The following is a 24,984-nucleotide window of genomic DNA, read 5'->3' as shown; positions in this document are numbered from 1 at the left end:
AGCTCCAAAACACCGCCTCGTTCCGAAGCGGGATCGATTTTAGAGCCGATCTAAAAACACGTCACTATCCAATTTGGGCCTCTGTGAAAATCAAAGTAGGTCCCTGAGTTGGGGACAGGCCAGTTACCAACAGGGGGCGGCCCCGACCGTCAAGTTTTGGTACCCGTACATATATGTTCGATCTCAAAGCGGTCGAGACAGAGCCGTTAAATCGCGCCGGTGTTCTCACAGTTTAGCGGGGGAGTATGGCTGCCTCAGGAACCGGCGACCTCAGACTCTGTTACGGCTTTGCTGGCTCGCCGCCGGGCTGGCGGAGCGGCCCCGACCTATCCCCGCAATCACCCTGCAGTCGGCGCCGGCTCTCCGCCTTTGGCATGCCGAAAGGTAAAAAAGACCAATGAAGGTTTTCATCTACGTGAACCCCACTAAGCAGGTCGGTGACGTCGAGCATCTCAAGGTCTTCGCGACCGAAGACGCTGCCAAGGATTGGCTCGATGAGAACGATCCCGAGGGGGTAGCGTTCGAGTACGATGTGATAGGCCCGTCGGCGCGAGTGGGGTCATTTCCCGCTGCTAGAGCGGAAGATGGGATAAGGTCGCCTCAGTTGGCGGCTTCCTCTCCATCGCCATCTCAACCTGGTCTGCTAGAACCGAGAGATGGTTTGCGATTGGTTGAACAGCTCGCGCTTGGCCGGTTCGGCTCCGGCCGGTAACTAGCTGGCCAGTTGTTTTGAGCTTGGTGGCTTGTTCGGCCATTCGTTCTTCAAGGGAGCGGGTTTGTTTCACTCTGCGGCGCTCTCCCCTGGCGCGGCTCCTTGAGTATCGCGTACAATGCGCCAGCCTCGGATCAACCATCTGGCGATGACCAAGCCCGACGAACCGCGCCCGGGACAAGAATTGCCCCTAGAGCCTTCCCAGCTTGATGAGGCGTGGCAGGTCGTTGAGGAATACATCGAAACCCTCCGAGCGATCATCAAGAAGCTCCGTCGCAAGATGAATTAAGGCGCCTCAGTAAGGTGGCGTGGGGGCGCATTGAACCTTGGCTTGGCGCGCTCAGACAGATTGGTATCGGGATTTTACAATCTCCCTCGCGGGGCTGGAAGACCGCCGCCTGCGCTTTCAATTTAAGCGGGCGGCGCTTTTACTTTTGGGACCGCAGCTCCAACAACGAAAACGGCCTCGCGCATCGCCGGGGACTGGCACCGGATGCTGAGGCCGTCGGCGCAGCCGAATCAGAGCGCGCATTGCCATGTATTCCCGATCAGCAAACAGGCGCAACTCGTTGTCATAGCGGTGTCCAAACATCCCATCGGAACAATTGTGCACTTTCGCACTTCCTCAGTCGCCTCCGGCGGGTGATCCCCATGAACTTTTTCAGTAGCGACAAATTTTCAGGTCTGAAGACCCGGGAAGAGCAGCGGTGCAAGTGCGGTGCGCAACCCCGACTGGCTCACAAGATGATGGACCCATTGCGCGGCCTCGCCGTACGCATGTGCGAGTGCCAGTGCGGCGAGCGCAGTTGGACCGAGGACAAGGAGTGAGACCCCTCACCTGCGGCTGCACATGCGCAACCAACCACACGGCCGAAGAAAGGGCAGTGCGGCGGTCGGGCCCACTGTTCCACTGAGCGTCGTGGGAACGATTCAACGATTCGATAATTTGTGTCTGCGTGGCAGGTTCCGCATGCCGGGAGGATGTTGTGCGTCAGCCCCTTGGAATGTTAGCCGCGATGATCTTGATGGCTTCCGGATTTGCGGCCGATGCCGGACAGACCGAGTATGACCCGACCAAGGTCAGCGACAGCCTCAAGGCAGTCTTCCAATTCGGCTCGATAGCGACCAAGAAGGCGTTGAACGCCAACACGGTCACACTGCTTACTGGTACGATCGGCGGCACCTACGTGCAGTTCGGTGCAGACTTGGCTTCCGTGCTCGACGACGACGGTAAGCTGCGCGTCCTGCCGATCACCGGTCGAGGTTCGGTGCAAAGCGTTGCCGACATCCTTTTTCTTAAAGGCGTCGATCTCGGCATCGTGCGCGCCGACACGCTCGACTATCTCGAGAAGAAGGGCTTCGCCAACAACATCAAGAAGCAGTTCACCTACGTGACCAAGCTTTACAATGAGGAGATGCAGGTCGTCGCACCGAAGATGATCAAGACTCTGCGCGATCTCGAAGGTAAGACGGTGAGCGTCGACCTGCCCAATGGCGGCACGTTTGTGACTGCACTGACAGTTTTCGAGCGGCTCGGAATCAAAGCGAACTTCCTCTATATCGAGCAGCGGATCGCAATGGAAAAGTTAAAGAAGGGCGAGCTCGACGCCGTCATCGTGGTAGGCGGCAAGCCGTACCTGTCTGTCACTACCTTCAAGAACGATGGCCGCTTTCATCTTGCCGCGGTCGACTATTCGAAGCCCCTGCAGAGCGATTATCTGCCGGCGACGTTGACCTCGAAAGACTATCCGAACCTGATTCCCGAGGGGGAGACGGTGGAAACGATCGCGGTGCCAGCGGTGCTTGCTGCGTACAATTGGGCACCCAACACTGAACGTCGTCGCAAGCTCGCCCTGTTCGTTGACGCCTTCTTCGAGAAATTCGCCGCTTTGCAGAACCCGCCCTTTCATCCCAAGTGGAAGGAGGTCTCCCTGACGGCACCACTCGCCGGCTGGAACCGCCTGCCGCTCGCGCAGCAGTGGCTCGACCAACACGGCCTCGAACCGGTAAAGCGAGAACGCTTTGAGGCATTTTTGCAAGAGAACCCAGCCGACGCTAATATCCAGTCGGAGGCCGATAAGGAAGCACTATTCCGGCAATTTCAGACCTGGGAACAAGGGAGAAACGCGCAGGCACGGATGAACTACCAGGTGGACACCAAGAAGGTTCGAGACCGCGACTCTACCTCCCACTCCGCAATGCAAGCTACACCTCCACGCCATGTGCGCCGCCGATCGCACCCTGTGAGGCGGGCACTCGGTAGCTTGACGGGGCAAGGCTCGGTGGGCGAATGCACCCATCCGGATTTCTGCAAGCCCGCAAGCGAGGAGGTCTGGCGGAACCCATTCGACGGCGCCACTTCGCCCCCCGGCGCCAATCACGGACTCTCAACTTCCCATGGTCCGCTTCGTGGCTTCGCTCCGACACAGCCTGTCCTCAGATAATGGAAGCCCTCTGATCTCGCGCTGTTCGTCGGCGGGCGTCGTGTCGCGCCCCTCCAAGACACGCCGCACCGCAGCGCTGCCCAACTGAGCTAGATCGAACTTTCGTTAACTCTTGATTACAGGCTCGCCACGTTAGTCAGCAAGAAAGCCAGATGGAGCGTCGTGACGTTGCCGGCCATCTAAGGTCAACTCCATCCTTTCAGGCGACTTAGGAAGGTCGGCTGCTGACCTGACCCGTTGCTGACCTGCCCCTTAGTGCGTCAACACGTCCGCTTCCAGGAGATGAGCCGATCTTGGTCAAGCGAGCTTCCTAGGCCAGCTTTTGACCCAAAGATGACGTGCGAGGATCTACTTACGGGAGCTAAAACTCGCGGACGTTTGATATAGGTCAACAGAGACCGAATAGCATCGGCTGCACGCTTCCTCAGGAGCTACGGAGGGGGTCATGGACTATGCTGCGGAAGCCGAAAGGGCATCGGCACGTCGCTGAACCCGCACCATTGCTGAATGCACGTCTGAGAAGTAGTCGCCACCGTTTCAGCATCAGTGGGGTCCAAATGACAAGAATTGTTCAATGGCTGCGCGGGCCGATCGTGTTTGCCGGTTTGCTGTCAGTTGGCGTTGGCGCGCAATGCCAAACCCCGGGCCCTGCATTGCTTCCCTCGGACGGCGGAGCGAGTGTGGCCGCGCACTTCGACCCGCTCGGAAAGCCGCCATCGAAGTTCACGATCGAGCTGCGCAACGGCCAGAAGGCCGAGCTTCCGTTTGCCGACAAGCGCGATTTCGACGAGGCGAAACGAGGTTTCATCGCCGAGCCTCCATACAAGAGGATCATGGCTGATGCCGCTCATGTCGCGTGGGACATGGCGAGCTACGGCTGGCTACTAACCGGCAAGGACTTCGAGAGCATCCATCCCTCCCTGCAGCGGCAGGCCATCCTGAACATGGCTTACGGCCTGTATGAGGTTGTCCCCGACCGTGTTTACCAGGTGCGCGGCTATGACCTTGCCAATATCAGCTTCATCAAGGGCGATACGGGCTGGATCGTCTTTGATCCGCTGACTGCGCAGGAGACCGCGCGCGCGGCGTTGGAGTTCATCAATGAAAAGCTCGGCAAGCGCCCAGTCGTCGGGGTCGTATACTCGCACTCGCACGTCGACCACTTTGGTGGGGTGCGCGGCGTCGCCGACGAAGCCGATGTCGCCAGCGGCAAGGTGATGGTTATCGCGCCAGACGGTTTCTTGCAGGAGGCAATCGCCGAGAACGTGTTCGCCGGCAACGCGATGTCGCGCCGCTCGCAATGGCAGTACGCGGTATTGCTGCAGCGCAGCCCGTTCGGCCATGTCGACCAGGCAATCGGCAAGAATGTGGCCAACGGCACTACGGGCCTGATCGCGCCGAACCGGCTGGTCAAGAAGGAGATCGAGGAGATCACCCTCGACGGCGTGAACATGGTCTTCCAAAACGCGCCTGACACGGAGGCGCCAGTCGAGATGAACACCTACTTCCCGCAGTTCAAGGCGCTCTGGACCTCGGAAATTGTTACCGGCACGATCCACAACATCTACACGCTGCGTGGCGCACAGGTTCGCAACGCGCTGAACTGGTCGAAGGAGATCAACGAGGCGCTGTACAGGTTCGGGCAGGAGGCCGAAGTGATGTTTGCGTCGCACAGCTGGCCGCGCTGGGGCAATGCGCGCATTCAGGAGGTGCTCCGCGCGCAACGCGATACCTACGCGAACCTGAATAACCAGGTGCTCCACTATGCCAACCAGGGCGTGACGATCAACGAGATCCAAAACGTGTACGAGGTACCGAAGAGCCTGCGCGATCAGTGGCCTGCTCGCAGTTACCACGGCGACGTGCAGAATAACGCGCGTGCGGTGATCAACCGCTTCCTGGGTCACTACGACGGCAATCCGGTTAACCTGATTCCCCTGTCGCCGAAGGATTCCGCGCCGCTCTATGTGGAGATGATGGGAGGCTCGGCGAAGATCGTCGCCAAGGGTGAAGAACTGATGGGGCAAGGCAAGTACCTGCTCGCCACCGAGATACTGAACAAGCTGATCTTCGCCGAACCGCAGAACCAGCCGGCGCGACGGCTGCTCGCCGATGCCTACGAGCAGCTTGGCTACCGGGCGGAGAGCACAAGCGTACGCAACAGCTTCCTCCAGGGTGCGTTCGAATTGCGCAACGGCCTGCCGGGAGGCGTCCCGCCGAAAAGCACCGGCCCGGATGTTGTGCGAGCGATGTCGACTGAGCAATGGCTCGACTTCATTGGCATTAGCATGGATCCGAAGAAGGCAGAGGGGATGCGATTCACCTTCAATCTTGTGACGCCGGACAACGGCGAGCAATACGGAGTCGAACTCAGCAATGCGACGCTCACCAATATCAAGGGCTTCTCGGCGAAGAACCCGGACTTGACGGTGACCGTGAATCGCGCCGATCTCAATCAGGTGATGATGGGGCACGCGTCATTCGATGATTTGCTCGCGTCCGGCAAGGCTCGATTCGAGGGCGATCGGAGTGGATTCGATCGCCTTCGCTCCATCCTTGTTCGGTTCACGCCGGACTTTGAGGTTTTGCCGGGCACCGCCGCAAAGGCGGCAACACCCGCGCCGAAGCCCTTTGAGGTTCGCGATCTCGTCGAATCTGACTGAACGCTGGGGTAGGCGCTGGAAGAGCTGCTTCTGGCCGATTGTGTTGCAAAAGTCGTTTTGCAGGAGATGTCTAAAATTCTAAGGGCCGCTGGCGCGTTCTTCGTATAATGATCCGAGGGACCTCGTCGCCTTGCGTAAAATTCATGGGGGACTTCGGTAGCGCGACTGAGGCTATGCGCATCATCGACCTCTTTGCGCTTGAGGTTTTCGCCAAAAAGTTGGAGCGTGCAACTTTCGACTTTTGCAACACTATCGGCCCTTAGCTGAACGACGCCGAGCCAATTCGGAAGTCGGCTATCGGCGGCGAACCTGACGCGGCGCCCCCTTGCCTCAAACGCCGCGTTTGACCCAATTCGGACATCGAGCTAGCGACGGTTCGCTCCGCTGCTATTTAGTAATCATCCGCCTCGGCGTTGGCGGAGGCGCCGCCGCGGGTGAGATGACAAATGTCAGCCAGGTATTCCAGCCAGCCGGGCGAGCCGAGTTACCAAATTCTCCGTAACCTTTGACGTTGATGTAACCTTGGAGGTCTTGACTGAGCGGAAACACGTAACCGAACTGTGGCCCGATGCCGAACACCTGCGATTGGAAGCATCCGACGCGGTCGCCTGTGCCGCTGTCGCAGCCGATTTCTTTGTAGGCATAGCCCACCAGACCCACCTGAACCTGCTTGGTCAGGAATTGCGATGCACCCCAATCGAAGTGCAGGTCGACGCCATTCTGATACTGTGTTGCTGTATTTTTCAAATTATAGGTAAAGCCAAGCACACCTGAGAACTCATGGCCGGTCGCCGGATTAAAATAAGTGTAGCCACCGCCTGCGTCGATTGCGCCGTGCCCGATACCTACATTCGACAGGCGGTTGGAGTCGTAAGCGCCGACCGGTATATCGCCGGTGATGTAGGTCATGTAGTTGTGGACGCCCGCGTTCCAACGCAGAGAGAATTGTGGAATCAAATCACCAAAGCCCCAGGTCGTACTGTTGAGGCTATCAGATCGCATGAATGGGAGGCTACCGCCGCCCGGTCCTGTTATGCTCCCCGCCAACTGGCCTGCCAGAGTAGTGCTTACGACACCATAGGCTGACACGAGAGACACCGCCGCCTGGCCGCCGAGTACCGGCGTCGCGAATACATAGCTCGGGATCACAAAGCCAAGATCGCCAGTGGCGTTGAGACGCAAATTCAGATTTGCGTTTACCGTAACGTTGGCGGGAACCCTGTTGAGCGTGAATTCACGCGCGCGCGCAACGTCGCCACCTGCTGACAATGAGGTATGATAATAGACGTTAGCCAGTGACCAACCCGGTTGCTGGGGAGCGGCTGCGAGGCTTCCAAAGAAACCGGGGACCCAGAAGCTGACACCGCCTTCATCGGCCATCGCACTATGGGAAAAAAACATGATCGCGGGCGCCAAAACAATTGCAGCAATGCCAAATCTGCGTCGACGTGCTGAGATAAGCCGCCTGCTTTTCGCGGTCAGTGCAATGCTCGCTGTCATATTGTGCCCCGTAGCTAGCAAATTGGCGGCAAATGCGTCGCCTTCCAATAAACTTCAGCGTGTAAGAAATCTTACGCCTGGAGATGGCGGACTCGCTATGCGAATTCGGCCAGGATTGAATTTGCCAGAGAAAAGATGAATACTGCGACCAAAGAGCCACAGGCGCTTTAGCAGGCATATCGCCGGGGATGATCTTTCCTGGCGCCGGTTCCGTTATCATAGTGGCCAATGAGAGCGAAGTTGCCGACTATGAAGCACACGCTCACCGCCATCGTTCTAGTGCTGTACCTTGCTGCGCCCGTGACCGCTGGCCCGTTCGAGGATGCGGTCGAGGCGCATAGCAGAGGCGACTACCAAAAGGCCCTGCGGCTTATTCGTCCACTGGCCAATGATGGCAACGCCGTTGCCCAGTTCAATCTCGGGTTAATGTATGCGACCGGCCAGGGCGTACAGCAGGACGATTCTGCCGCAGCATTATGGTTTCGGAAAGCTGCAGAGCAAGGCTACGCCCCCGCCCAATCCAACCTCGGGACCGTGTATCTCTACGGCCGAGGCGTGACGCAGGACGATACCGAAGCAGTAGCGTGGTTTCGGAAGGCTGCGGACCAAGGCGACGCCATTGCCGAGTTTCTACTCGGGAACCAATACGCAAACGGCAAAGGCGTACCGCAGGACTATAGTGAGGCGATGATCTGGTTTCGGAGGGCTGCCGAGCAAGGCCATCCCGTCGCCAAGCTCTTTCTTGGGGTCATGTATGCCGAAGGCCGAGGCGTGGCGCAGGACTATGTCCGTGCCCACATGTGGTTCAGTTTAGCGGCGGCGCAGGGTGAGCAAAGAGCGGCTAAGACTCTAGAAATGGCCGAACGGAGGATGACCCCGGCTCAGATAAACGAAGCGCAGAAGCTCGCACGGGCCTGGAAGCCAGCTACGCAGCCAACTCCTCACTAAAGTAGTCTGCAGCCCGTCCCCCAATTTGCAACCGAATGCCGCGCGGTCAGCTCGGCTTTGAAGCGCTATGGCACCCTCGGCCACATCGACAGCTGACAAAAGTTTTACTGGTGATGGTGCGGTTGTCTCTTATCTAGACAACAAAGGAGACAACCATGAAGCTTGCGGCAATGGCACTAGCCTCTGCGTTCGCGCTCTCCAGCACCTGTGCATTTGCCCACGCAGTTCGTTACAAGTCAAACGTCAGGACCCATCCCATGCATAGCGATGCTACGCCGTCAGTCGTCTCGCATCCGAAATATGGCAATCCGAACAGCAATTTCAGTGGGTACGGGAGCCGCGATGTGTGGGGCCACTGGGGCGCCTACTATGGGCCCATGATTCCCACAGGCGCTGGCGGCAGGTGAAAGCGCTAATGCGGGCGAGGCCGTTGCCGCCGCCGAACGCACCTACACCACCAAGCACGACACGACCGCGAAAAAACACTCCTCGCCACAGCCGACGAGGTGATCGAATGAGTGCGTTCATTTCCGTTGATGGCCCATCAGCGAAGTAACGCCCAGTCTGATGGAGGTCCGGTTATTCGGGCATAGCGGACTAGATTTGCTCACCCTGAGTTCTTCGCATTTTGACCCACCCTAAGCGGAAATCGGAGACAGTACTTCCATTCCAAGAAGGCGGTTTCAAATTCCTTCCCGCAAAAGGACGATGACGACGAGCGCCGCCCACACGAGAACTGATTGAGATTTCGAACCAATCGAAGCGCCCGCGCAATCGATTCTCCAATAGAGCGTGCGCGCATGCAAGAAGTCTGCAGCGAGCGGCGTAATTGGACCTTGATCCACTTACCCCTCCGCAGCGCGCCACACGCGAGCGCGGGAACTCAAGCGCGGAACAAAATTCGCATAGGGGGCTTGCAGAAGCATAGCCGTTCCCGGCGCTGCCACTTTCTGAATCCCAGCTAGAACACAGACCGCCCCGTCAGGAGGAGAAGCTAGTGAAAAATCTCTCGCTCTCGTGCGTCCTCGCTATTGCGGCGGCCTCCCTCGCTCCGTCGCTATCTGCCGAAGAAGCGTTTCCCGACCAACTGCTGAAGACCGCAACGACACCCGAGGTCGTCGCGAAGGGCTTAGAGGCCGATGGATACCAACTCGCCATATCCGCCTATTCCTGGGGTTATCCGCTGGTCCGCATGGAACGGGTAGCGCGCCAGTATATCGATGTCCCGAACCCGAAGCCGTCCACCAGCTATCGTGCCCCGCTTAATCAGATTGGCTGGGCTTCGCAGCTCGCGACGCCCGAGGCGAAGGATATGCCGACGGCTAACAACGACACATACTACATGAGCGCTGTCGTCAAGCTCGACCGGCCTTACATTCTTTCGGTCCCGGATACGAACGACCGATACTACGTCGTTAACGTCTTCAACATGTGGCAAGAGCTGGAACATTACATCGGCCGTCGCACCACCGGCACCAAGGCAGCCCGCTATGCAATCGTGCCGCCGGGTTGGAACGGCCAGCTTCCACCCGACGTCAAACGGCTCGATGTCGCTACCGACAAGGTCTGGCTGTGGGGCCGTCTGCGCATTGCCCAAGGTGAGCCGACAGAGCCTGTGCTGGCGCTACAGAAGCAGTTCACGCTGGAACCCCTTGGAGGCAGTAACGCACAGAATGGTGAGAAGCCACTGCCTCCACTGCCCGCTATCGCTGGTGACGATCTGGGTTTCTTTAAACATCTCGCGTTCGCGCTCAAAGACAACAAGGTCAAACCGGCTGATGAGGCTCTCTTCGGACAGTTCGCCCGCATCGGCCTGACCGAGAACGGCTTTGATCCGTCAAAGCTTCCCGAGCCAACCCGCAAGGGTTTGCTGCGTGGCTTGGAAGACGCGCCCGCAGTGGTCGTCTCATCGCTCGCGAGCACCACGTTGAATCGCAACGGCTGGACATGGGCCACGGGTATGGACAGCTTTGGATTTAACTATCCTCTGCGAGCAGTGGTCGCCGGGGACTATCTTGGTGGCAACGGCGAGCGGGAGGCCATGTATCCGCTTCGCTCAACCGATGCCGACGGCAACGCGCTGAATGGCGCAAATCGCTATGTCGTCAAGCTTGATCGCGATCCGCCGGTCGGCGCGTTCTGGTCGCTGACCATGTATGATGACGGCGACAAAATGCTGGTTCCAAATTCCATCGGTCGTTACAAAGTCGGCACTGACACAAAGGGATTGAAGCATGCCGCCGACGGTTCGATCACCATTCCGATCCAGGCAGAACCGCCACAGGGCGACGAGGCTACAAATTGGCTTCCGTCCCCCAAGGGCAATTTCTACGTCATTCTGCGTATGTATCAGCCCAGCGAACAAATTCTGAACGGCACCTTCCAGCTTCCTCAGGTGCGTAAAGTCCAATAGCCACACCTCTGGCAGCGTTGGCTTGGGGTCGTCGCTTGGCCTGAGGCCAGCCTGCCGCGCGTCGGAGGTGAGGACCGCTTGTGGCCCTGAGCCGACCAAAGCTCCAGCGAGGTGCTACGTCCGCAGTTGATCGTAGACCGGACGTCGGCCGCGTGCAGCGCCATAGCCGTCATTCGTCGCAGGGCAATTCAGGAGAATGCTTGACATTCGCGCGGGGAGTCGTCTCACGGTTTGCTAACTTTGATTTTAACGATTTGAGATGGCCTTCACGACCCGTGATGCACCGGCTTGCGTTACCTATGCGTTGTGGCGGCGAACAGAGCCGATCACTGCGGGCCAAATTCAGCTCTTTCTTCCCCGACGCTGTCAGATCGACGATGTACTTGCCGTCAGATATGGCGCCGTTCTTGATCAAGCCGGCGCGGCGCAGGCTATGTAAAGCCTTGCTGCCCACAGTCGGCACGTCAATACTCCGCTCCTGCCCAACGCGCGTCGCACTTGGCCGTTTCGACCGCCTCCAACGCCCGTAGTGCAGCACGCGAAAGCAAACTCTTATTCAACCGCTGACGTGGCATACAACCCGCCTGAGTTCAGGGACCATCATGCCAGCTTTCTGAGCGACGGCAAGGCCGCCTCTGTCCGCCGCTCCCTGAGTGTCTCACCTATTGGCCCTTAGCTGCCTCTCTGCTCTCTACTCCTGATGTCGGCTTGCGGGACGCGAGCGGACCAGGACAAAGATCGCCGCGACGTCTGCATGTAACCCAAAGGAGTCGTTGCTGGAAATCAACAGGATTGAATGCTCCACCAAGAGGGCGGCAATGCCGGGGCAGCCTGGACATCGTCAGAGATTGGTCATGGCATACGTGTCACGGCCGGTCCGAGTGCACACTCTAATCGTTGTCAGTGCAATGAGCAGCCTGCGCAGAGCGCTGTCGTCAGCGGGCGATTTCAGCCGTCGATTTTGCATCGTCCGATAGCCTTTTGCGGCGGCATAGATCACCTGTGACACGATGAGACTGCACTAAATTATGGATCGTCTCTGATCGGCTCATGTATTCTCTCGCTTGGCATTAGGCAGGACTTCGCCCGGTCCGCCGGCGCACCGGATCCGGAAATGCCAGGACATCGCCGCGTGGGAGCGTTCCCAGACCTTCAATCCGTCGGGACGAATCCGGTTGCTTGTACGATGGCTTTCCATCGGTCGAATTCCGATACGATCAGCCGGGCAAAGTCACTCATCGCAATCGCGTCAGGCTCAACTGCCAGTCCTGCCATGCCGGACTTTACTTCGTCGGAACGTAGGGCCGTTTGGATTGCAACATTGAGCTTTTCGACGATATTCGCTGGCGTCTTCGCCGGAACGAAAAACCCATACCATGTGAGGTCCTCAAGCGACGGATATCCTGCTTCCGCCACCGTCGGCACACCGGGAAGAAACGGGCTGCGGCGCGGTCCGGTGGTCGCCAGCGCACGTAGATCTTCGGATCGGACGAGGCCCAGGGAGCTGCCGATTGGCATAACGGTTGACGCGATTTCGCCTTTGAGTAGATCCTGAATCGAACCATTGCCTTGATAGGGAACGTGAAGAAACTCAAAGCCCGCGGTACGCCCCAACATCGCACCGAGGAAATACAGCGTGGTCCCGGCACCCGCTGTGCCGTAGGTGGCGTGCCTTGGGTTGGCACGGCACCACGAGACGAAGTCGGCAAGGTTCCTTACGTCACCCGGCACCTTCGGACCTACGGTCAGCAAGGTCGGAGTTGAGGCGACGGTCGACACCGGGGTGAAATCCCGCGGCGCGTATCTGAGCGTCTTGTAGACGTGCGGAAAGAGCATCATGAATCCAAGCGGCGCGAACAGCATCGCCGATCCGTCGGCGTCAGCGGTCTTCACCGCCTCCACCGCGACACGACCGGCTGCACCCGGCCGAGTCTCGACCACGATAGTCTCCGCATAGCCGTTCATCTGGCCGGCAATGAGCCTTGCCAGGGCGTCCTGCAGCCCTGGCGTGAAGCCCGTCAGTATATGCGCGGTTCTTGCGAGCGGTTGTGCGACGGCCCGCTGCACGAGACCCGCGACAGAGAACGCGACACCGGCCGCCGACACGGTCAACAAATCACGACGCGTGATCATCACCTGTCTCCCTGACCTCATCTCAATTTGTCCGAGCGAGCCACCTTTGGATGTACCACGGCAAGGATGGACACGCTTGATCCCCGGCTTACTTTTTCCTTACCGACGGTTTATTCTTCTAGTCTGGCAGTGTCATAGGCCCCTGGAGATCGACCGCCGCGCGGAGGAGTGGCTTGCGCTATTTTTTTGAAGATTTTTCATTTGATACTGCCCGACGCGAGCTGCGTCGCGGGACGGATGTAATCGCGATCGCGCCGCAGGTGTTCGACCTGCTCGACTACCTGATCGGCAACCGGGAACGCGTCGTCAGCAAGGACGATCTCAGAAGGGCCATTTGGCAAGGCCGCGTCGTTTCGGATGTGGCCCTGACCACCCGCATAAATGCTGCGCGCAAGGCGATTGGCGATTCCGGAGATGAACAACGCCTCATCAGGACCTTTCCGCGTAAGGGTGTCCGTTTCATCGGCACGGTGCGCGAAACGGCTGGGTCGGCGGACGCAACGGTCGCGGGCGGCTCGCCGAAACCGGGCTTTGCCGTTCCTGATAAGCCCTCGCTGGTCGTTCTTCCGTTCACCAATCTGAGCCCCGATCCGGAGCAGGAATATTTCGCCGATGGCGTGACCGAGAGCCTGACGACGGATTTGTCGCGCATGGTTGGGATGTTCGTGATCGGCCGCAACACTGCCTTTACCTACAAGGGAAGGCATGTCGATCTGAAGCAAGTCGGGCGGGAGCTCGGAGTTCGCTATGTTCTTGAGGGCTCCGTGCAGCGTGGTGGAAGCCGCATTCGCATCAACGTTCAGCTCATCAATGCCGAAACGAGCAACCATCTATGGGCTGAACGATTCGACATGCCGATCGCCGATCTGTTCGACATGCAGGATGAGATTGGCGCTCGCCTTGCCAATCAGCTGGGAACGGAGCTGGTCACGGCGGAGGCTCGGCGCGCGGCGCGGGCGCCCCATCCGGACTCGATGGACCTGTATTTCCAGGGCATGGCGAGCGTGCACCGAGGATCGGATCCCGCAAACCTGTCGCAGGCGCGCAAGCTTTTCGAACAGGCCCTCTGCCTGGACGCCGGCAACGTTGAAGCAATCGTTGGCACGGCATTCGTCGACGCCATGCAGGGGACATCGATGTTGAGTGGCGACCGGGCCGCACGCCTCAAGGCGGCCGAAACGTCTTTGGCCAAGGTGCTTGCCCACACGCCAAAGCACGCCTTAGCGCATTGCCTTCTTGGCGTGGTCCAAATTTTTACCAAACGCGCCGCTCAGGGCATCGCCGAATGTGAACGCGCATTGGATCTGGATCGAAATCTAGCCACCGCTTACGCGTGGATTGGACTTGGCAAATGTTATCTCGGTCGAGCCGAGGAAACTGAAGCCTACATCATGGAAGCATTTCGGCTTTCCCCCCGTGACAACAGGGCGTTCACTTGGATGAATACGGCGGGCGTCGCGCAGTCATATCTCGCGGCCGATGAAGCCGCTGTCCACTGGTTCAAGCGATCCCTCGAGACCATCAGGAATGTCGCCCCATTCGTTCATTTCTATCTCGCCGCCGCGTTGGCTCATCTCGGGCGGGTCGAGGAAGCGCGGGCTTCGGTGCAGGCGGGGCTCACTCTCGACCCCAATTTCACTCTCGCCCACTTCCACGCCAGTTCGCCAACCGACAATCCAACCTGTCTCGCGCAGCGTACGCGGATTGCCGAAGGCATGCGAAAGGCAGGGCTACGGGAAAGGTGATCGGAGAGCGGGCATTCTCTTTTCTGGATAGGTCAAAAGGACCGACTCCCGCGAATGACTGCTTGTGGCCCATCAGCGAAACCTTTCATTGAGGTCCGCTTGGTGGGGTAGAACTGCGCATCGCGGCCGCCGCGAACGATGCCGCGGCGCTCAAGGACGAACTGAAGGATTTCAAGCGAAAGATTTCGGAGGCCGGCCGCACGACATATGCGGCACGCGTCGGCGTTCACGACGACCTGGTGCTGTCGGTCGCCATAACGCTATGGATGGCGACGCAGGGACCGGAGACGATCGTCAGTGAGTTGCAGATTTAGAACTGGTCAGAAGTGCCAAGCCCCACCCGGTTTCCCGAGCGGGGCTTTTTATTTCAGAACCGCGTAGGTGAGCTTGGCATCGCTCGGTTTACGCGGCTGCCTCTCGCGAGGTCTTGAAAGCCTGATGCCCCGAAGGGCAGCGCAGGAACGCCCTATGAATTGGTCACTTCTCAGGCCAAGTCAAGTGGCCCAACCCGATGGCGTGTAACACGCATTGGTAAACGGTTTGCATTACTTCGGGTTCCAGTTGTCGGGTCAGATACTTACGTTTCCCGAACGGATCCCGGCCGGTCCGGATCAGATCCAACCGCTCAAAGCCCACCGTGGCCAACATGTCAGCCTTCACCCACGCTTCCTCAGAATCAAAGGGCGACGGAAGCGCAGGTTTCACAGTGATCTTGCAGTGATGATCACACACTGGTGATGGCGCGCTCGTGCTGAGCGGTACGATGGTAATAAGGCCGTCCCGGCGCTTCAGCCGCGGCGAAATCGTCACCACAGGTCGCTTCTTGACCATTTCGGGAATTCGAAAGCCCGTGGAATAGTCGCAGATCAAGAGCGTTCCGGGCTCGGGATGAAATTTCAAAGGCATGTGGGGGCAAATGCTCGCGAATCGGAAGACCTACACTAGAACTTCCGGCTCATCCGCCCACAAGTTGCCGACGGTTATCCCCGCATGCCGCGGACCAGTTGATAAGCGCGCAGTTGCTATTGATTCATACCTACCGGTTTTTTTGGCCGGCGGCCGATTCTGTCTTCGTCGGACAGCTTAATTAGTGGGTCGGTAGGCGCACAGGGCATGAGGCACGCAGGATCCTCGACCGGGTCGTTCGGGATTTGAGTGACTGTTTCAGTTCGAGGGTATGAGTCGGCTATCGTGGCGGCCGCCCAAATTCCGAGCGCCAGCGCGGAGAATGCCAACACCACCCACTTCATGATTTTAGGGTGCCCATACCAAAGCTGTTACCCTATCCGTTACCCTTGGAGAAATCCGGACGCCCTGAAATCCGGCTAAGTATTGGTCGGAGCGAGAGGATTTGAACCTCCGACCCCTAGTCTCCCAGACTAGTGCGCTAACCGGGCTGCGCCACGCTCCGAACGTCGTTCCATTAGCTAGGATCGCCGCTTTGCGCAAGGCGAGGTCGCAGCATTTTGGCGCTCGCGCCCATAGCTCCCGGAACTGCCGGCAAAGCTCGCGAAAAGCGCCCTAGCCGTCCTTCAGCGCCTGATCCAGCATCTCCCGGCACGCGACGAGGTCGGCGAGCACCCGTCCGAGCCGCTCCCGGTCCAGCGCGCTGGGCCCGGCAGGTGCGGCGGGGGTGCCGCCCTTGCGGAAGGTGGTGAGGATGTCCTCGTCGTCGACCTCCGTGAAACGGAAGTCGATGCCTTCCTCCTCATCGCCCTGGTAGTCGTCTTCATCAGCATCCGTGACGCCCTTGATGGGCGCCTCGTCGTCGTCGTCGGGCTCCATCAGGCTCGCGCCGATGGCATCCTCGATGGCCCCGAACGAGACCGCGGCCGCGCCGTCGGCGAGGCCCTGCACCGACTTGACGCCGTGCTCCTTGAGGATGCGCTGCACCCCGCGGATGGTGTAGCCCTCCCCGTAGAGCAGGCGGCGGATGCCCTTGAGCAGGTCGACGTCGTCGGGGCGGTAGTAGCGGCGGCCGCCGCTGCGCTTCATCGGCTTGATCTGGGAGAATCGGGTCTCCCAGAACCGCAGCACGTGCTGCGGAATGTCGAGTTCCTGCGCTACTTCGCTGATGGTTCGGAACGCATCCGGCGCCTTGTCCAAATGCCAAATCCTTCGAGCAGGCGGTTACGCCTCGGGTTGAGCCTTGCTGGCGTCGCCATTGCCGCGATGCTGGGTGTTGATCCGCTGCTTCAGGATCGCCGACGGCTTGAACACCATGACGCGGCGCGGCGAGATCGGCACCTCGGTGCCGGTCTTCGGGTTACGGCCGATACGCTGACCCTTCTTGCGGACCATGAAGGAGCCGAAAGAGGACAATTTCACCGTCTCGCCCTTCTCGAGGCAGTCGGTGATCTCCTTCAGGACGAGTTCCACGAACGCAGACGATTCCGTGCGCGACAGGCCCACCTTCTGGTAGACGGCCTCGCAGAGATCAACACGCGTTACGGTTTTGCTTTGGTCGGTCATCGCCCTGCCCCACATCACGGCGAACAATTGTTGTCTGAAATTATGAGGTTACGATACGCCGGTCAACAGCGCTCATCAATGCAGGCGCATCGATAATCGCGGCTAATTCCGGCAAAATTCTATCGATTGGCTCTACCAGCGCACCAGCGCGGAGCCCCAGGTGAACCCGCCGCCCATCGCCTCCAGCAAAACCATGTCGCCGCGCTTGATGCGGCCGTCCTTGCGCGCCACCGACAGCGCCAGCGGGATCGAGGCCGCCGAGGTGTTGCCGTGGCGGTCCACCGTCAGCACCACCTTCTCCGGCGCGATGTGCAGCTTGTGGGCGGAGGCGTCGATGATTCGCTTGTTGGCCTGATGCGGCACGAACCAGTCGATGCTGTCGGCATTGAGCCCGGTGGTCTCGAAGGCGTCGACGATCACGTCGGTGATCATGCCGACCGCGTGCTTGAAGACCTCGCGGCCCTCCATGCGCAGATGGCCGACGGTCTGGGTCGAGGACGGACCGCCGTCGACGAACAGCTTTGCCTTGTGGCGGCCGTCGGAGCGCAGGTGAGTGGTCACGACGCCGCGGTCGGTCGCGGCATTGCCCGGCTGCTCCTGTGCCTCCAGCACCACCGCGCCGGCACCGTCGCCGAACAGCACGCAGGTACCGCGATCGTTCCAGTCGAGGATGCGCGAGAAGGTCTCGGCGCCGATCACCAGCGCGCGCTTGAAGGCGCCGGTGCGCAGGAAATTGTCGGCGGTGGCGAGCGCGAACACGAAGCCCGAGCACACCGCCTGGAGATCGAACGCCGCGCCATGGTTGATGCCGAGCGCGTGCTGCACCGCGACCGCGGTTGCGGGGAAGGTGTTGTCAGGCGTCGAGGTCGCCAGCACGATCAGCTCGATCGACTGCGCGTCCACGCCGGCGTCGCTGAGCGCAGCCTGCGCCGCCTTGATCGCCAGATGCGAGGTGAACTCGCCCTCGGCCGCGATATGCCGCTCGCGAATGCCGGTGCGCTGCACGATCCACTCGTCGGACGTGTCGATGCGGGCCGCCAGCTGGGCGTTGGTCACCACCTGCTCCGGCAGATAAGAGCCGCAGCCCAGCACGACCGAACGAATTTGAGTCACGAAACATCCTCCGGCGCGGTCTGCACGGAACTAAGTGCACCACCCTCGCGGTTGAGCATCTGATTGATCTTGTTCAGGAGATCGTAGTGAGCCATCTCATAGCCAACATCGATCGCATAGGCAAAGCCTTCGGCGCTGATTCCGCCATGGCTCTTGACCACGATCCCCTTCAATCCAAGGAACACGCCGCCATTGGACTTGTTGGGATCCATCTTGTCGCGCAGGGCCTGGAAGGCGCTGCGCGCCAGAAGATAGCCGAGCTTGGACAGCCAGCTCCGCTGCATTTCATTGCGAAGTAATTCCGCCATCTGCCGTGCGGTTCCCTCGGCGGCCTTGAGGGCGATATTGCCGCTGAAGCCTTCGGTGACGATGACGTCGGCCAGCCCCTTGCCGATGCCGTCGCCCTCGACAAAGCCGAGATAATCGAGTTCCGGCAGGTTCACCGCACGCAGCCTGTCCCCGGCCTCGCGGATCTCCTCGTGCCCCTTGATCTCCTCGGTCCCGATATTGAGCAGGCCGACCGTGGGCCGGGGCTTGTTGAACAGCACGCTCGCCATCGCGGCGCCCATGACGGCAAGCGAGACCAGATGGTGTGCGTCGCCGCCGATGGTGGCACCGAGGTCGAGCACGACCGATTCGCCGCGCTTGGTCGGCCATACCCCGGCAATCGCCGGGCGGTCGATGCCCGGCAGCGTGCGCAGGTGGAAGCGCGACATCGCCATCAGCGCGCCGGTATTCCCGGCGGAGATCACGACATCCGCCTCGCCCTTCTTCACCGCGTCGATGGCGAGCCACATCGAGGAGGTCTTGCGGCCGCGCCGCAGCGCCTGGCTCGGCTTGTCATGCATGCTGACGGCGACGTCGGTATGGATGATCTTCGAAGCGGCCTTGAGGGCGGGATGCTTCTCGAGCTCGGGCTCGATCTTGGCGCGGTCCCCGACCAGCAGGAATTCGATCTCGCGATGCCTGTGAAGCGAGATGGCGGCGCCTGGAATGACCACGGCGGCGCCGACGTCGCCCCCCATGGCGTCAAGCGCGATGCGAACCTTGCTTGGCATAAAAGTCCTGGAAACCTGGTCTGGTGCGGTCTTGAACGAGCGGGGCCGCAAATGAATTCGCCATGGACCTGGCGACCGGCCTAGCGCCACGCCGCGCCCGGACCGGGGCGCGACAATAGCGTTTTGTTATCCCGAAACAACCTCTTGCCCCCAGCCTTTTGCATTCGGGGCGATCCGCGGGCGGCGGCGAAAATTCACAATAAGCATATTAAAATCAAACAGATATGGGCACCTGTCAAACCATTCGGACAGGCGGCTTACGCACCTCGCGAAGCCATCCTCCCCGGGAATGCCCAGCTATTTGCCTTTCTTCTTGTCCTGGAGCGCCTTCAGCGCCGCGAACGGATGGTCCTCGGGGTCAAGCGCGGTGACCTCGGCCTCGAACACGACACCCGGCTTGCGCGGATAGGGATCGACCGCCAGGAACAGCGCGTCGGTCGCGATCCGGCCAAGGTCGATGATTCCATTGACGATCGCCTCCGGCGGATCGATCACTTCCGGCGGCTCCGCGTCGTCCTGCCCCTCCTCGATCAGGTCGGCCATCTTCCGAACCTCGGCTTCGGGGGCGAACACCAGATCGACGTCCTCCTCGATCTCGCTCTCGATCGGATCGAGGGTGACGACGCAGATCTGGCCGATCCGGGCGCGGACGTGCCCCGTTACCTGGATCCGGCCGCCGCTCTTGGGCACGACGTCGAAAGCAGCCTGGGCGGAGAGCACCTCCCGCAAGCCGCCGACCTCGGCGATGGCCTGCCGCTCGGCGACCGATGCCTCGAGCTTGCGGTGCAGGCCGGTGTCGGGGATCTGCGCGACGATGACGGGAGACCGCCAGGGATCGGGTCTGGATTCGGCGTTCGGTCGGCTCATCGCGTGATGTCCTCAGTGAGCGCTGGGGGATACTTGAAGGAGGCGCACAGCAACGTGGCCTCGTCTGTCCGGCCGAGATCGGCCTCGGTGGCCCGGGCGTAGGCCGCGAGCTGCCGTGCCTGGTCCATACCGGTCCCATTCAGGATATTCTTGCAGATGGCGGCCGCCAGCGCCTCGCCGCCACCATCGATGGCCTGGTCATAGGCCTGGACGCGGCCGTAAAACGCCTCGCCGAAGGCCCGCATCCGCTTCGGCACGGTCTGGTCGCCTATCCCCATCTCGCGAAGATTGTCGTCCATGTCCTCGCAGAAGCGGTCGAACAGCGCCTGTGACAGCTCCGTGGCGCCTTGGCTGGCGCTCTGGACCGTGCGCAGGCGTCGCAGCAGCAGCCAGAGATGCAGCAGCAGCAGGTCGAAACGCCCGTTAACCGTATCGGGCACGCCCAAGTCGCGGTAAAATATGGGTTCTCGCGCCTGCGTCACGATCATGCCATAGATGGCTTCAATGGTGCCGCGCGGGGCTTGCCGGGGTTTCCTGAAGTGATTGAACGGCCAAACCATTGTGGGTTCCGCAAGCGGGCGTGTGCGTGTTGCAATTGCAGTCTCCGCCCGGTACTTCAGCGCCTCGCGCGACGCAAGGGGACGGAATCAGTTCCACTATGACGATAACGAACCAGACCAGCCTGCGCGCCAACAAGCCGCGCGGCCTTCATGCACGCTGGCGCGGTTTGCGCATGCTCGCGGCCGTCGCCCTGGTCGGCGCCGCCCTTGCCGGCTGCACCGGCGAGCAATTCCAGAAGGGTTACATCCTGCCACCCGGCGCGCTGGAGCAAATTCCGATCGGCGCAAGCCAGGACCAGGTGCTGATCGTGATGGGCACGCCCTCCACGGTCGCAACCCTCGACGGTGAGGTGTTTTACTACATCTCACAGCGCTCGGAGCGGATGGTCGCCTTCATGAACCAGAGGGTGGTCGACCAGCGCGTCATCGCGGTCTATTTCGACAAGAACCGGCGCGTGCGCCGGCTGGCGAATTACGGCCTTCAGGACGGCAAAATCTTCGACTTCATCAGCCGGACCACGGCGACGTCGGGTCAGGAGATGAACTACCTCACGCCACTGTTCAAGCTGCTCAGCTTTAACTGAGTCTTCAGCCTGCGGCCTCGTGCTGCCCTCCGCGCGGCACTTGCCGTCGCGTGCGACTTGCCGTTGCCCGCCCGGTTCCATACGCTCCCTGCAAAACAAGAAGCAGGGAGTGGATTCGTGCCCAAGAAACTTCAAAGGACTTTGTTGTCCCGCCGTCGCGTGCTCGCCGGTGCTGCCGGCCTCTCGGCCGCAGCGATCCTGCCGCGATCGAGTCTGGCGGACTGGAAATCCACCGAAAACGTCCGCATCATCGTGCCGGCTGCGGCCGGCGGCTCGACCGACGTCATGGGCCGGCTCCTGGCCGCGCATCTGCAAACCGCCTGGGGCCAGTCGGCGGTCGTGGAGAACCGCTCCGGCGGCGGCGGTACGATCGGCACGGCCGAGGCCGTCCGCGCCAAGCCTGACGGCCAGACCATCCTGATCGGCAACCCCGGGCCGAACGCGATCGCCTACAGCATCTTCAAGAATCTCACCTACAAGCCGGACCAGCTCCAGCCGGTCTCCAACATGATCCGGATCCCGAACATCGTCTCGGCGCATCCGAAGACCGGCATCAAGTCGGTCGCCGAGCTGATCGCGTATCTGAAGACCAACCCGGACAAGCTCAGCTACGCCTCGTCCGGCGTCGGCCAAAGCCCTCACCTCACCGGCGCCTGGTTCCTCCAGCTCACCGGACTGAAGATGACGCATATCCCGTTCCGTGGCGCGGGCCCCGCGCTCCAGGCCGCGCTGGCCGGCGACATCCAGATCCTGTTCGACAATCTCTATCCGAGCCTGCCGCAGGTGCAGAACGGCACCCTCACCGGCCTCTGCGTCACCACGACCGACCGCAGCGACCTCGCGCCGAACCTGCCGACCATGCGCGAGAGCGCGCCGGAGCTGGCCAATTTCGACGTGTCGTCGTGGTTCTCGGTGTTCCTGCCGAAGGGTGTGCAGCCCACCGTGCTGGAAGCGCTCAATCTTCAGGTCAAGGCGATGCTGGAGCGCGACGACATCAAGAAAAACATCTCCGCCATGGGCGCCCGCGCCGATTACGGCTCGCCGCAGCAGTTCGCCGACTTCGTGGATGCCGAGACGAAGAAGTTCGCCGGCATCATCCAGAAGGAAGGCCTGCAGATGGACGTGCAGTAGGCGTTCGCGTGAGACGTTGGCGCGGGGGGTAGCGGCTGCACGCACTGCTGTCGTTCCCCGCGAAGGCGGGGAATCCAGTACGCCGCGGCTTCTCCGCATAACGGTGCTGTCTCTGGAATACTGGATCGCCCGCCTTCTCGGGCGATGACAGCTTGGGTGTGGCTACCCTCGCAATGACGTGGTGAGAGCCTCCAGCCCGTCAAACAAAAACCCCGCGGCTCGCGCCGCGGGGTTTTGTCGTGTGTCGCTTACGCCGTTCAGTGCGCGAGGATCGCCAGCAGCAGCAAGGCCACGATGTTCGTGATCTTGATCATCGGGTTCACCGCCGGTCCCGCCGTATCCTTGTAGGGATCGCCGACGGTGTCGCCGGTGACGGCCGACTTGTGGGCATCACTGCCCTTGCCGCCGAAGTGACCGTCCTCGATGTACTTCTTGGCGTTGTCCCAGGCGCCGCCGCCCGAGGTCATGGAGATCGCGACGAACAGGCCCGTCACGATCACGCCGAGCAACATCGCGCCCACCGCGGAGAACGCAGCCGACTTGCCGGCCGGGCCGCCACCCGCGATCGCATAGATGACGAAGTAGACGAAGATCGGCGACAGCACCGGCAGCAGCGAGGGGATGATCATCTCCTTGATCGCCGCCTTGGTCAGCAGGTCGACCGCCTTGCCGTAATCCGGCTTGTCGGTGCCCTGCATGATGCCCGGCTTTTCGCGGAACTGCCGGCGCACCTCCTCGACGATCGCGCTTGCCGCGCGCCCGACCGCAGTCATGCCCATCGCGCCGAACAGATACGGCAAGAGGCCGCCGAACAGCAGGCCGACAACCACGTAGGGGTTGTTGAGCGAGAAGTCCGGATTGACGCCGGCGAAGTACGGATGGTGCGCGGAGTCCGCAACGAAGAACTTGAGGTCCTGGTTGTAGGCCGCGAACAGCACGAGGGCACCGAGACCGGCGGAACCGATCGCGTAGCCCTTCGTCACCGCCTTGGTGGTGTTGCCGACCGCATCGAGCGCGTCGGTCGATTTGCGCACCTCCTTCGGCAGGCCCGCCATCTCGGCGATGCCGCCGGCGTTGTCGGTGACCGGGCCGAAGGCGTCGAGCGCGACGACCATGCCGGCCAGCGCCAGCATGGTGGCCGTCGCGATCGCGATGCCGAACAGGCCGGCCAGGCTGTAGGTGACCAGGATGCCGGCGATGATGACGATCGCGGGCAGCGCGGTCGCTTCCATCGAGACGGCGAGACCCTGGATCACGTTGGTGCCGTGACCGGTCACCGACGCCTGGGCGATCGACTTCACCGGCCGATAGTCGGTGCCGGTGTAGTATTCGGTGATCCAGATGATCAGCGCGGTGACGACGAGGCCGACGATGCCGCATTGGAACAGCGACATGCCGGTGTAGTCGACGCCGTCGAGCTTGCCGAAGCCGATCAGATAGTAGATCACGCCAGCGATTCCGATCAGCGACAGGATGCCGGTTGCGATCAGGCCCTTGTAGAGCGCGCCCATGATCGACTGGCTCGGCCCGAGCTTCACGAAGAAGGTGCCGATGATCGAGGTGATGATGCAGATGCCGCCGATGGCGAGCGGCAGCGTCATCATGTTCATGAGGATCGGCGTCTTGGCGAAGAAGATCGCCGCGAGCACCATGGTGGCGACCGCAGTCACCGCATAGGTCTCGAACAGGTCGGCAGCCATGCCGGCGCAGTCGCCCACGTTGTCACCAACGTTGTCGGCAATGGTGGCCGGGTTGCGCGGATCGTCCTCGGGGATGCCGGCCTCGACCTTGCCGACGAGGTCGCCGCCGACGTCCGCACCCTTGGTGAAGATGCCGCCGCCGAGACGGGCGAAGATCGAGATCAGCGAGGCACCGAAGCCGAGCGCCACCAGGGCGTCGACCACGAGACGGCTATCGGGCGCGAGTTTCAGCGAGTGCACCAGGAAGCCGAAATAGAGGGTCACGCCGAGCAGCGCGAGACCCGCCACCAGCATGCCCGTGATGGCGCCTGCCTTGAAGGCGAGCTCGAGGCCGCCGGCAAGCGACGTGGTCGCTGCCTGGGCGGTGCGCACATTGGCGCGAACCGAGACGTTCATGCCGATGAAGCCGGCCGCCCCCGACAGGATGGCGCCGATCAAGAAGCCGATGCCGACGTAGAGACCAAGGAAATAGACGAGCAGGACGAAGATGACGATGCCGACGATACCGATCGTCGTATACTGGCGCCGCAGATATGCCTGTGCGCCTTCAGCGACTGCGCCTGCAATTTCCTGCATGCGCGGTGACCCCGCATCCGCACTCAACACCGAAGACGTCGCCCAGATCGCGTAGACGATAGAAAGCACTCCGCAGAGCACTATCAACCATAATGCTGTCATGTGATTTTTGCCTCAGATCCTTGATGTACGTACCCCCGGCGCCTTTTGTTTTTCCGTCATGCGGTGGGCGCCCTTATGTTGAACAGGGCCGCCCCTCGCACGAAGGTGTGGCCCTGGTCGGTCACAAGCTTGCCAAAATCAAATTGAGGGTGCAACGCCGGATAAGGTCGAAAAAGCCGATCTCGGCAGGTATTTAGGCCAATTCTGGTGCGTTTGACCGACGGCTTGACGCAACTCCGCGAGGCGCCTCTCCGAAACCGGCG

General features: G+C 60.8%; 18 protein-coding genes, 1 tRNA gene and 1 pseudogene. 8 read left to right on the top strand and 12 right to left on the bottom strand.

Annotated features, from left to right (window positions below):
- The first annotated feature begins 860 nt into the window (after window positions 1–860).
- The 3 genes and pseudogenes from OWC48_RS41290 (at window position 861) to OWC48_RS41280 (ending at window position 5,819) form a co-directional block, all read left to right on the top strand.
- Window positions 861–1,001, top strand: a complete 141-nt coding sequence (locus OWC48_RS41290) for a hypothetical protein (protein ID WP_282525145.1) — start codon at window positions 861–863, stop codon at window positions 999–1,001.
- Between the two features lie 715 nt (window positions 1,002–1,716).
- Window positions 1,717–2,826 (top strand): annotated as a pseudogene (locus tag OWC48_RS41285) (TAXI family TRAP transporter solute-binding subunit); the annotation flags it as partial.
- Between the two features lie 887 nt (window positions 2,827–3,713).
- Window positions 3,714–5,819, top strand: coding sequence for an alkyl/aryl-sulfatase (locus OWC48_RS41280; protein WP_282525144.1), 2,106 nt, complete (start codon window positions 3,714–3,716; stop codon window positions 5,817–5,819).
- A 387-nt stretch (window positions 5,820–6,206) separates the two neighbouring features.
- Here OWC48_RS41280 and OWC48_RS41275 read toward each other — a convergent pair whose 3' ends face one another.
- Complete coding sequence (locus OWC48_RS41275) at window positions 6,207–7,220, bottom strand: transporter (RefSeq protein ID WP_306664713.1); 1,014 nt, start codon at window positions 7,218–7,220, stop codon at window positions 6,207–6,209.
- A 348-nt stretch (window positions 7,221–7,568) separates the two neighbouring features.
- On the opposite strand from OWC48_RS41275, the gene OWC48_RS41270 reads away from it, so the two are divergent.
- Both OWC48_RS41270 and OWC48_RS41265 read left to right on the top strand, forming a co-directional pair.
- The gene (locus OWC48_RS41270; RefSeq protein WP_282525142.1) at window positions 7,569–8,267 is read left to right on the top strand and encodes a tetratricopeptide repeat protein; all 699 of its coding nucleotides are present in this window, start codon (window positions 7,569–7,571) and stop codon (window positions 8,265–8,267) included.
- Window positions 8,268–9,264: 997 nt separating this feature from the next.
- The gene (locus tag OWC48_RS41265; protein ID WP_282525141.1) at window positions 9,265–10,680 is read left to right on the top strand and encodes a DUF1214 domain-containing protein; all 1,416 of its coding nucleotides are present in this window, start codon (window positions 9,265–9,267) and stop codon (window positions 10,678–10,680) included.
- 169 nt (window positions 10,681–10,849) lie between these two features.
- On the opposite strand, the gene OWC48_RS41260 is transcribed toward OWC48_RS41265, so the two are convergent.
- Window positions 10,850–11,143: a hypothetical protein gene (locus OWC48_RS41260; protein WP_282525140.1), complete on the bottom strand. Its 294-nt coding sequence runs from the start codon at window positions 11,141–11,143 to the stop codon at window positions 10,850–10,852.
- A gap of 689 nt (window positions 11,144–11,832) precedes the next feature.
- The gene (locus OWC48_RS41255) at window positions 11,833–12,813 is read right to left on the bottom strand and encodes a tripartite tricarboxylate transporter substrate binding protein (RefSeq protein ID WP_282525139.1); all 981 of its coding nucleotides are present in this window, start codon (window positions 12,811–12,813) and stop codon (window positions 11,833–11,835) included.
- Window positions 12,814–12,986: 173 nt separating this feature from the next.
- Between OWC48_RS41255 and OWC48_RS41250 the strand changes: the two genes are divergently transcribed.
- A complete protein-coding gene (locus tag OWC48_RS41250; RefSeq protein ID WP_282525138.1) occupies window positions 12,987–14,558 on the top strand; it encodes a winged helix-turn-helix domain-containing tetratricopeptide repeat protein in 1,572 nt (523 codons plus the stop codon).
- Window positions 14,559–15,035: 477 nt separating this feature from the next.
- On the opposite strand, the gene OWC48_RS41245 is transcribed toward OWC48_RS41250, so the two are convergent.
- The 8 genes from OWC48_RS41245 to OWC48_RS41210 form a co-directional block, all read right to left on the bottom strand.
- Window positions 15,036–15,464 carry a type II toxin-antitoxin system PemK/MazF family toxin gene (locus OWC48_RS41245; RefSeq protein WP_282525137.1) on the bottom strand — a complete coding sequence of 143 codons (429 nt, stop codon included), beginning with the start codon at window positions 15,462–15,464 and terminating at the stop codon, window positions 15,036–15,038.
- Between the two features lie 427 nt (window positions 15,465–15,891).
- Window positions 15,892–15,969 (bottom strand) — tRNA-Pro (locus tag OWC48_RS41240).
- Window positions 15,970–16,079: 110 nt separating this feature from the next.
- Entirely contained in the window at window positions 16,080–16,664 is a 585-nt protein-coding gene (locus tag OWC48_RS41235; protein ID WP_282525136.1) for a MerR family transcriptional regulator, read from the bottom strand.
- 24 nt (window positions 16,665–16,688) lie between these two features.
- The gene (locus OWC48_RS41230; RefSeq protein WP_028152484.1) at window positions 16,689–17,030 is read right to left on the bottom strand and encodes an integration host factor subunit alpha; all 342 of its coding nucleotides are present in this window, start codon (window positions 17,028–17,030) and stop codon (window positions 16,689–16,691) included.
- Between the two features lie 132 nt (window positions 17,031–17,162).
- Window positions 17,163–18,143, bottom strand: a complete 981-nt coding sequence (locus tag OWC48_RS41225) for a beta-ketoacyl-ACP synthase III (protein WP_282525135.1) — start codon at window positions 18,141–18,143, stop codon at window positions 17,163–17,165.
- The gene (gene plsX, locus OWC48_RS41220) at window positions 18,140–19,201 is read right to left on the bottom strand and encodes a phosphate acyltransferase PlsX (protein ID WP_282525134.1); all 1,062 of its coding nucleotides are present in this window, start codon (window positions 19,199–19,201) and stop codon (window positions 18,140–18,142) included. Before plsX ends, OWC48_RS41225 begins: the two co-directional genes overlap by 4 nt.
- Window positions 19,202–19,498: 297 nt before the next feature.
- Complete coding sequence (locus tag OWC48_RS41215; RefSeq protein WP_282525133.1) at window positions 19,499–20,068, bottom strand: DUF177 domain-containing protein; 570 nt, start codon at window positions 20,066–20,068, stop codon at window positions 19,499–19,501.
- Window positions 20,065–20,628, bottom strand: coding sequence for a ubiquinol-cytochrome C chaperone family protein (locus OWC48_RS41210; protein WP_282525132.1), 564 nt, complete (start codon window positions 20,626–20,628; stop codon window positions 20,065–20,067). Before OWC48_RS41210 ends, OWC48_RS41215 begins: the two co-directional genes overlap by 4 nt.
- A 98-nt stretch (window positions 20,629–20,726) precedes the next feature.
- Here OWC48_RS41210 and OWC48_RS41205 point away from each other — a divergent pair, with 98 nt between their 5' ends.
- Window positions 20,727–21,212 (top strand): outer membrane protein assembly factor BamE, encoded by a 486-nt coding sequence (locus OWC48_RS41205; RefSeq protein WP_063982860.1) that lies wholly within the window; start codon window positions 20,727–20,729, stop codon window positions 21,210–21,212.
- A 117-nt stretch (window positions 21,213–21,329) separates the two neighbouring features.
- On the top strand, window positions 21,330–22,343 hold the full coding sequence (locus tag OWC48_RS41200; RefSeq protein WP_282525131.1) for a tripartite tricarboxylate transporter substrate binding protein: 1,014 nt from the start codon (window positions 21,330–21,332) through the stop codon (window positions 22,341–22,343).
- Between the two features lie 257 nt (window positions 22,344–22,600).
- Here OWC48_RS41200 and OWC48_RS41195 read toward each other — a convergent pair whose 3' ends face one another.
- The gene (locus tag OWC48_RS41195) at window positions 22,601–24,721 is read right to left on the bottom strand and encodes a sodium-translocating pyrophosphatase (RefSeq protein ID WP_282525130.1); all 2,121 of its coding nucleotides are present in this window, start codon (window positions 24,719–24,721) and stop codon (window positions 22,601–22,603) included.
- Window positions 24,722–24,984: the final 263 nt, after the last annotated feature.

Source organism: Bradyrhizobium sp. Arg816 (genome assembly GCF_029989365.1).
In the GTDB taxonomy this organism is placed as follows: Bacteria; Pseudomonadota; Alphaproteobacteria; order Rhizobiales; family Xanthobacteraceae; genus Bradyrhizobium.
The sequence above is the reverse complement of the archived record's forward strand: the minus strand, read 5'-3'. Positions and strand labels throughout refer to the sequence as shown.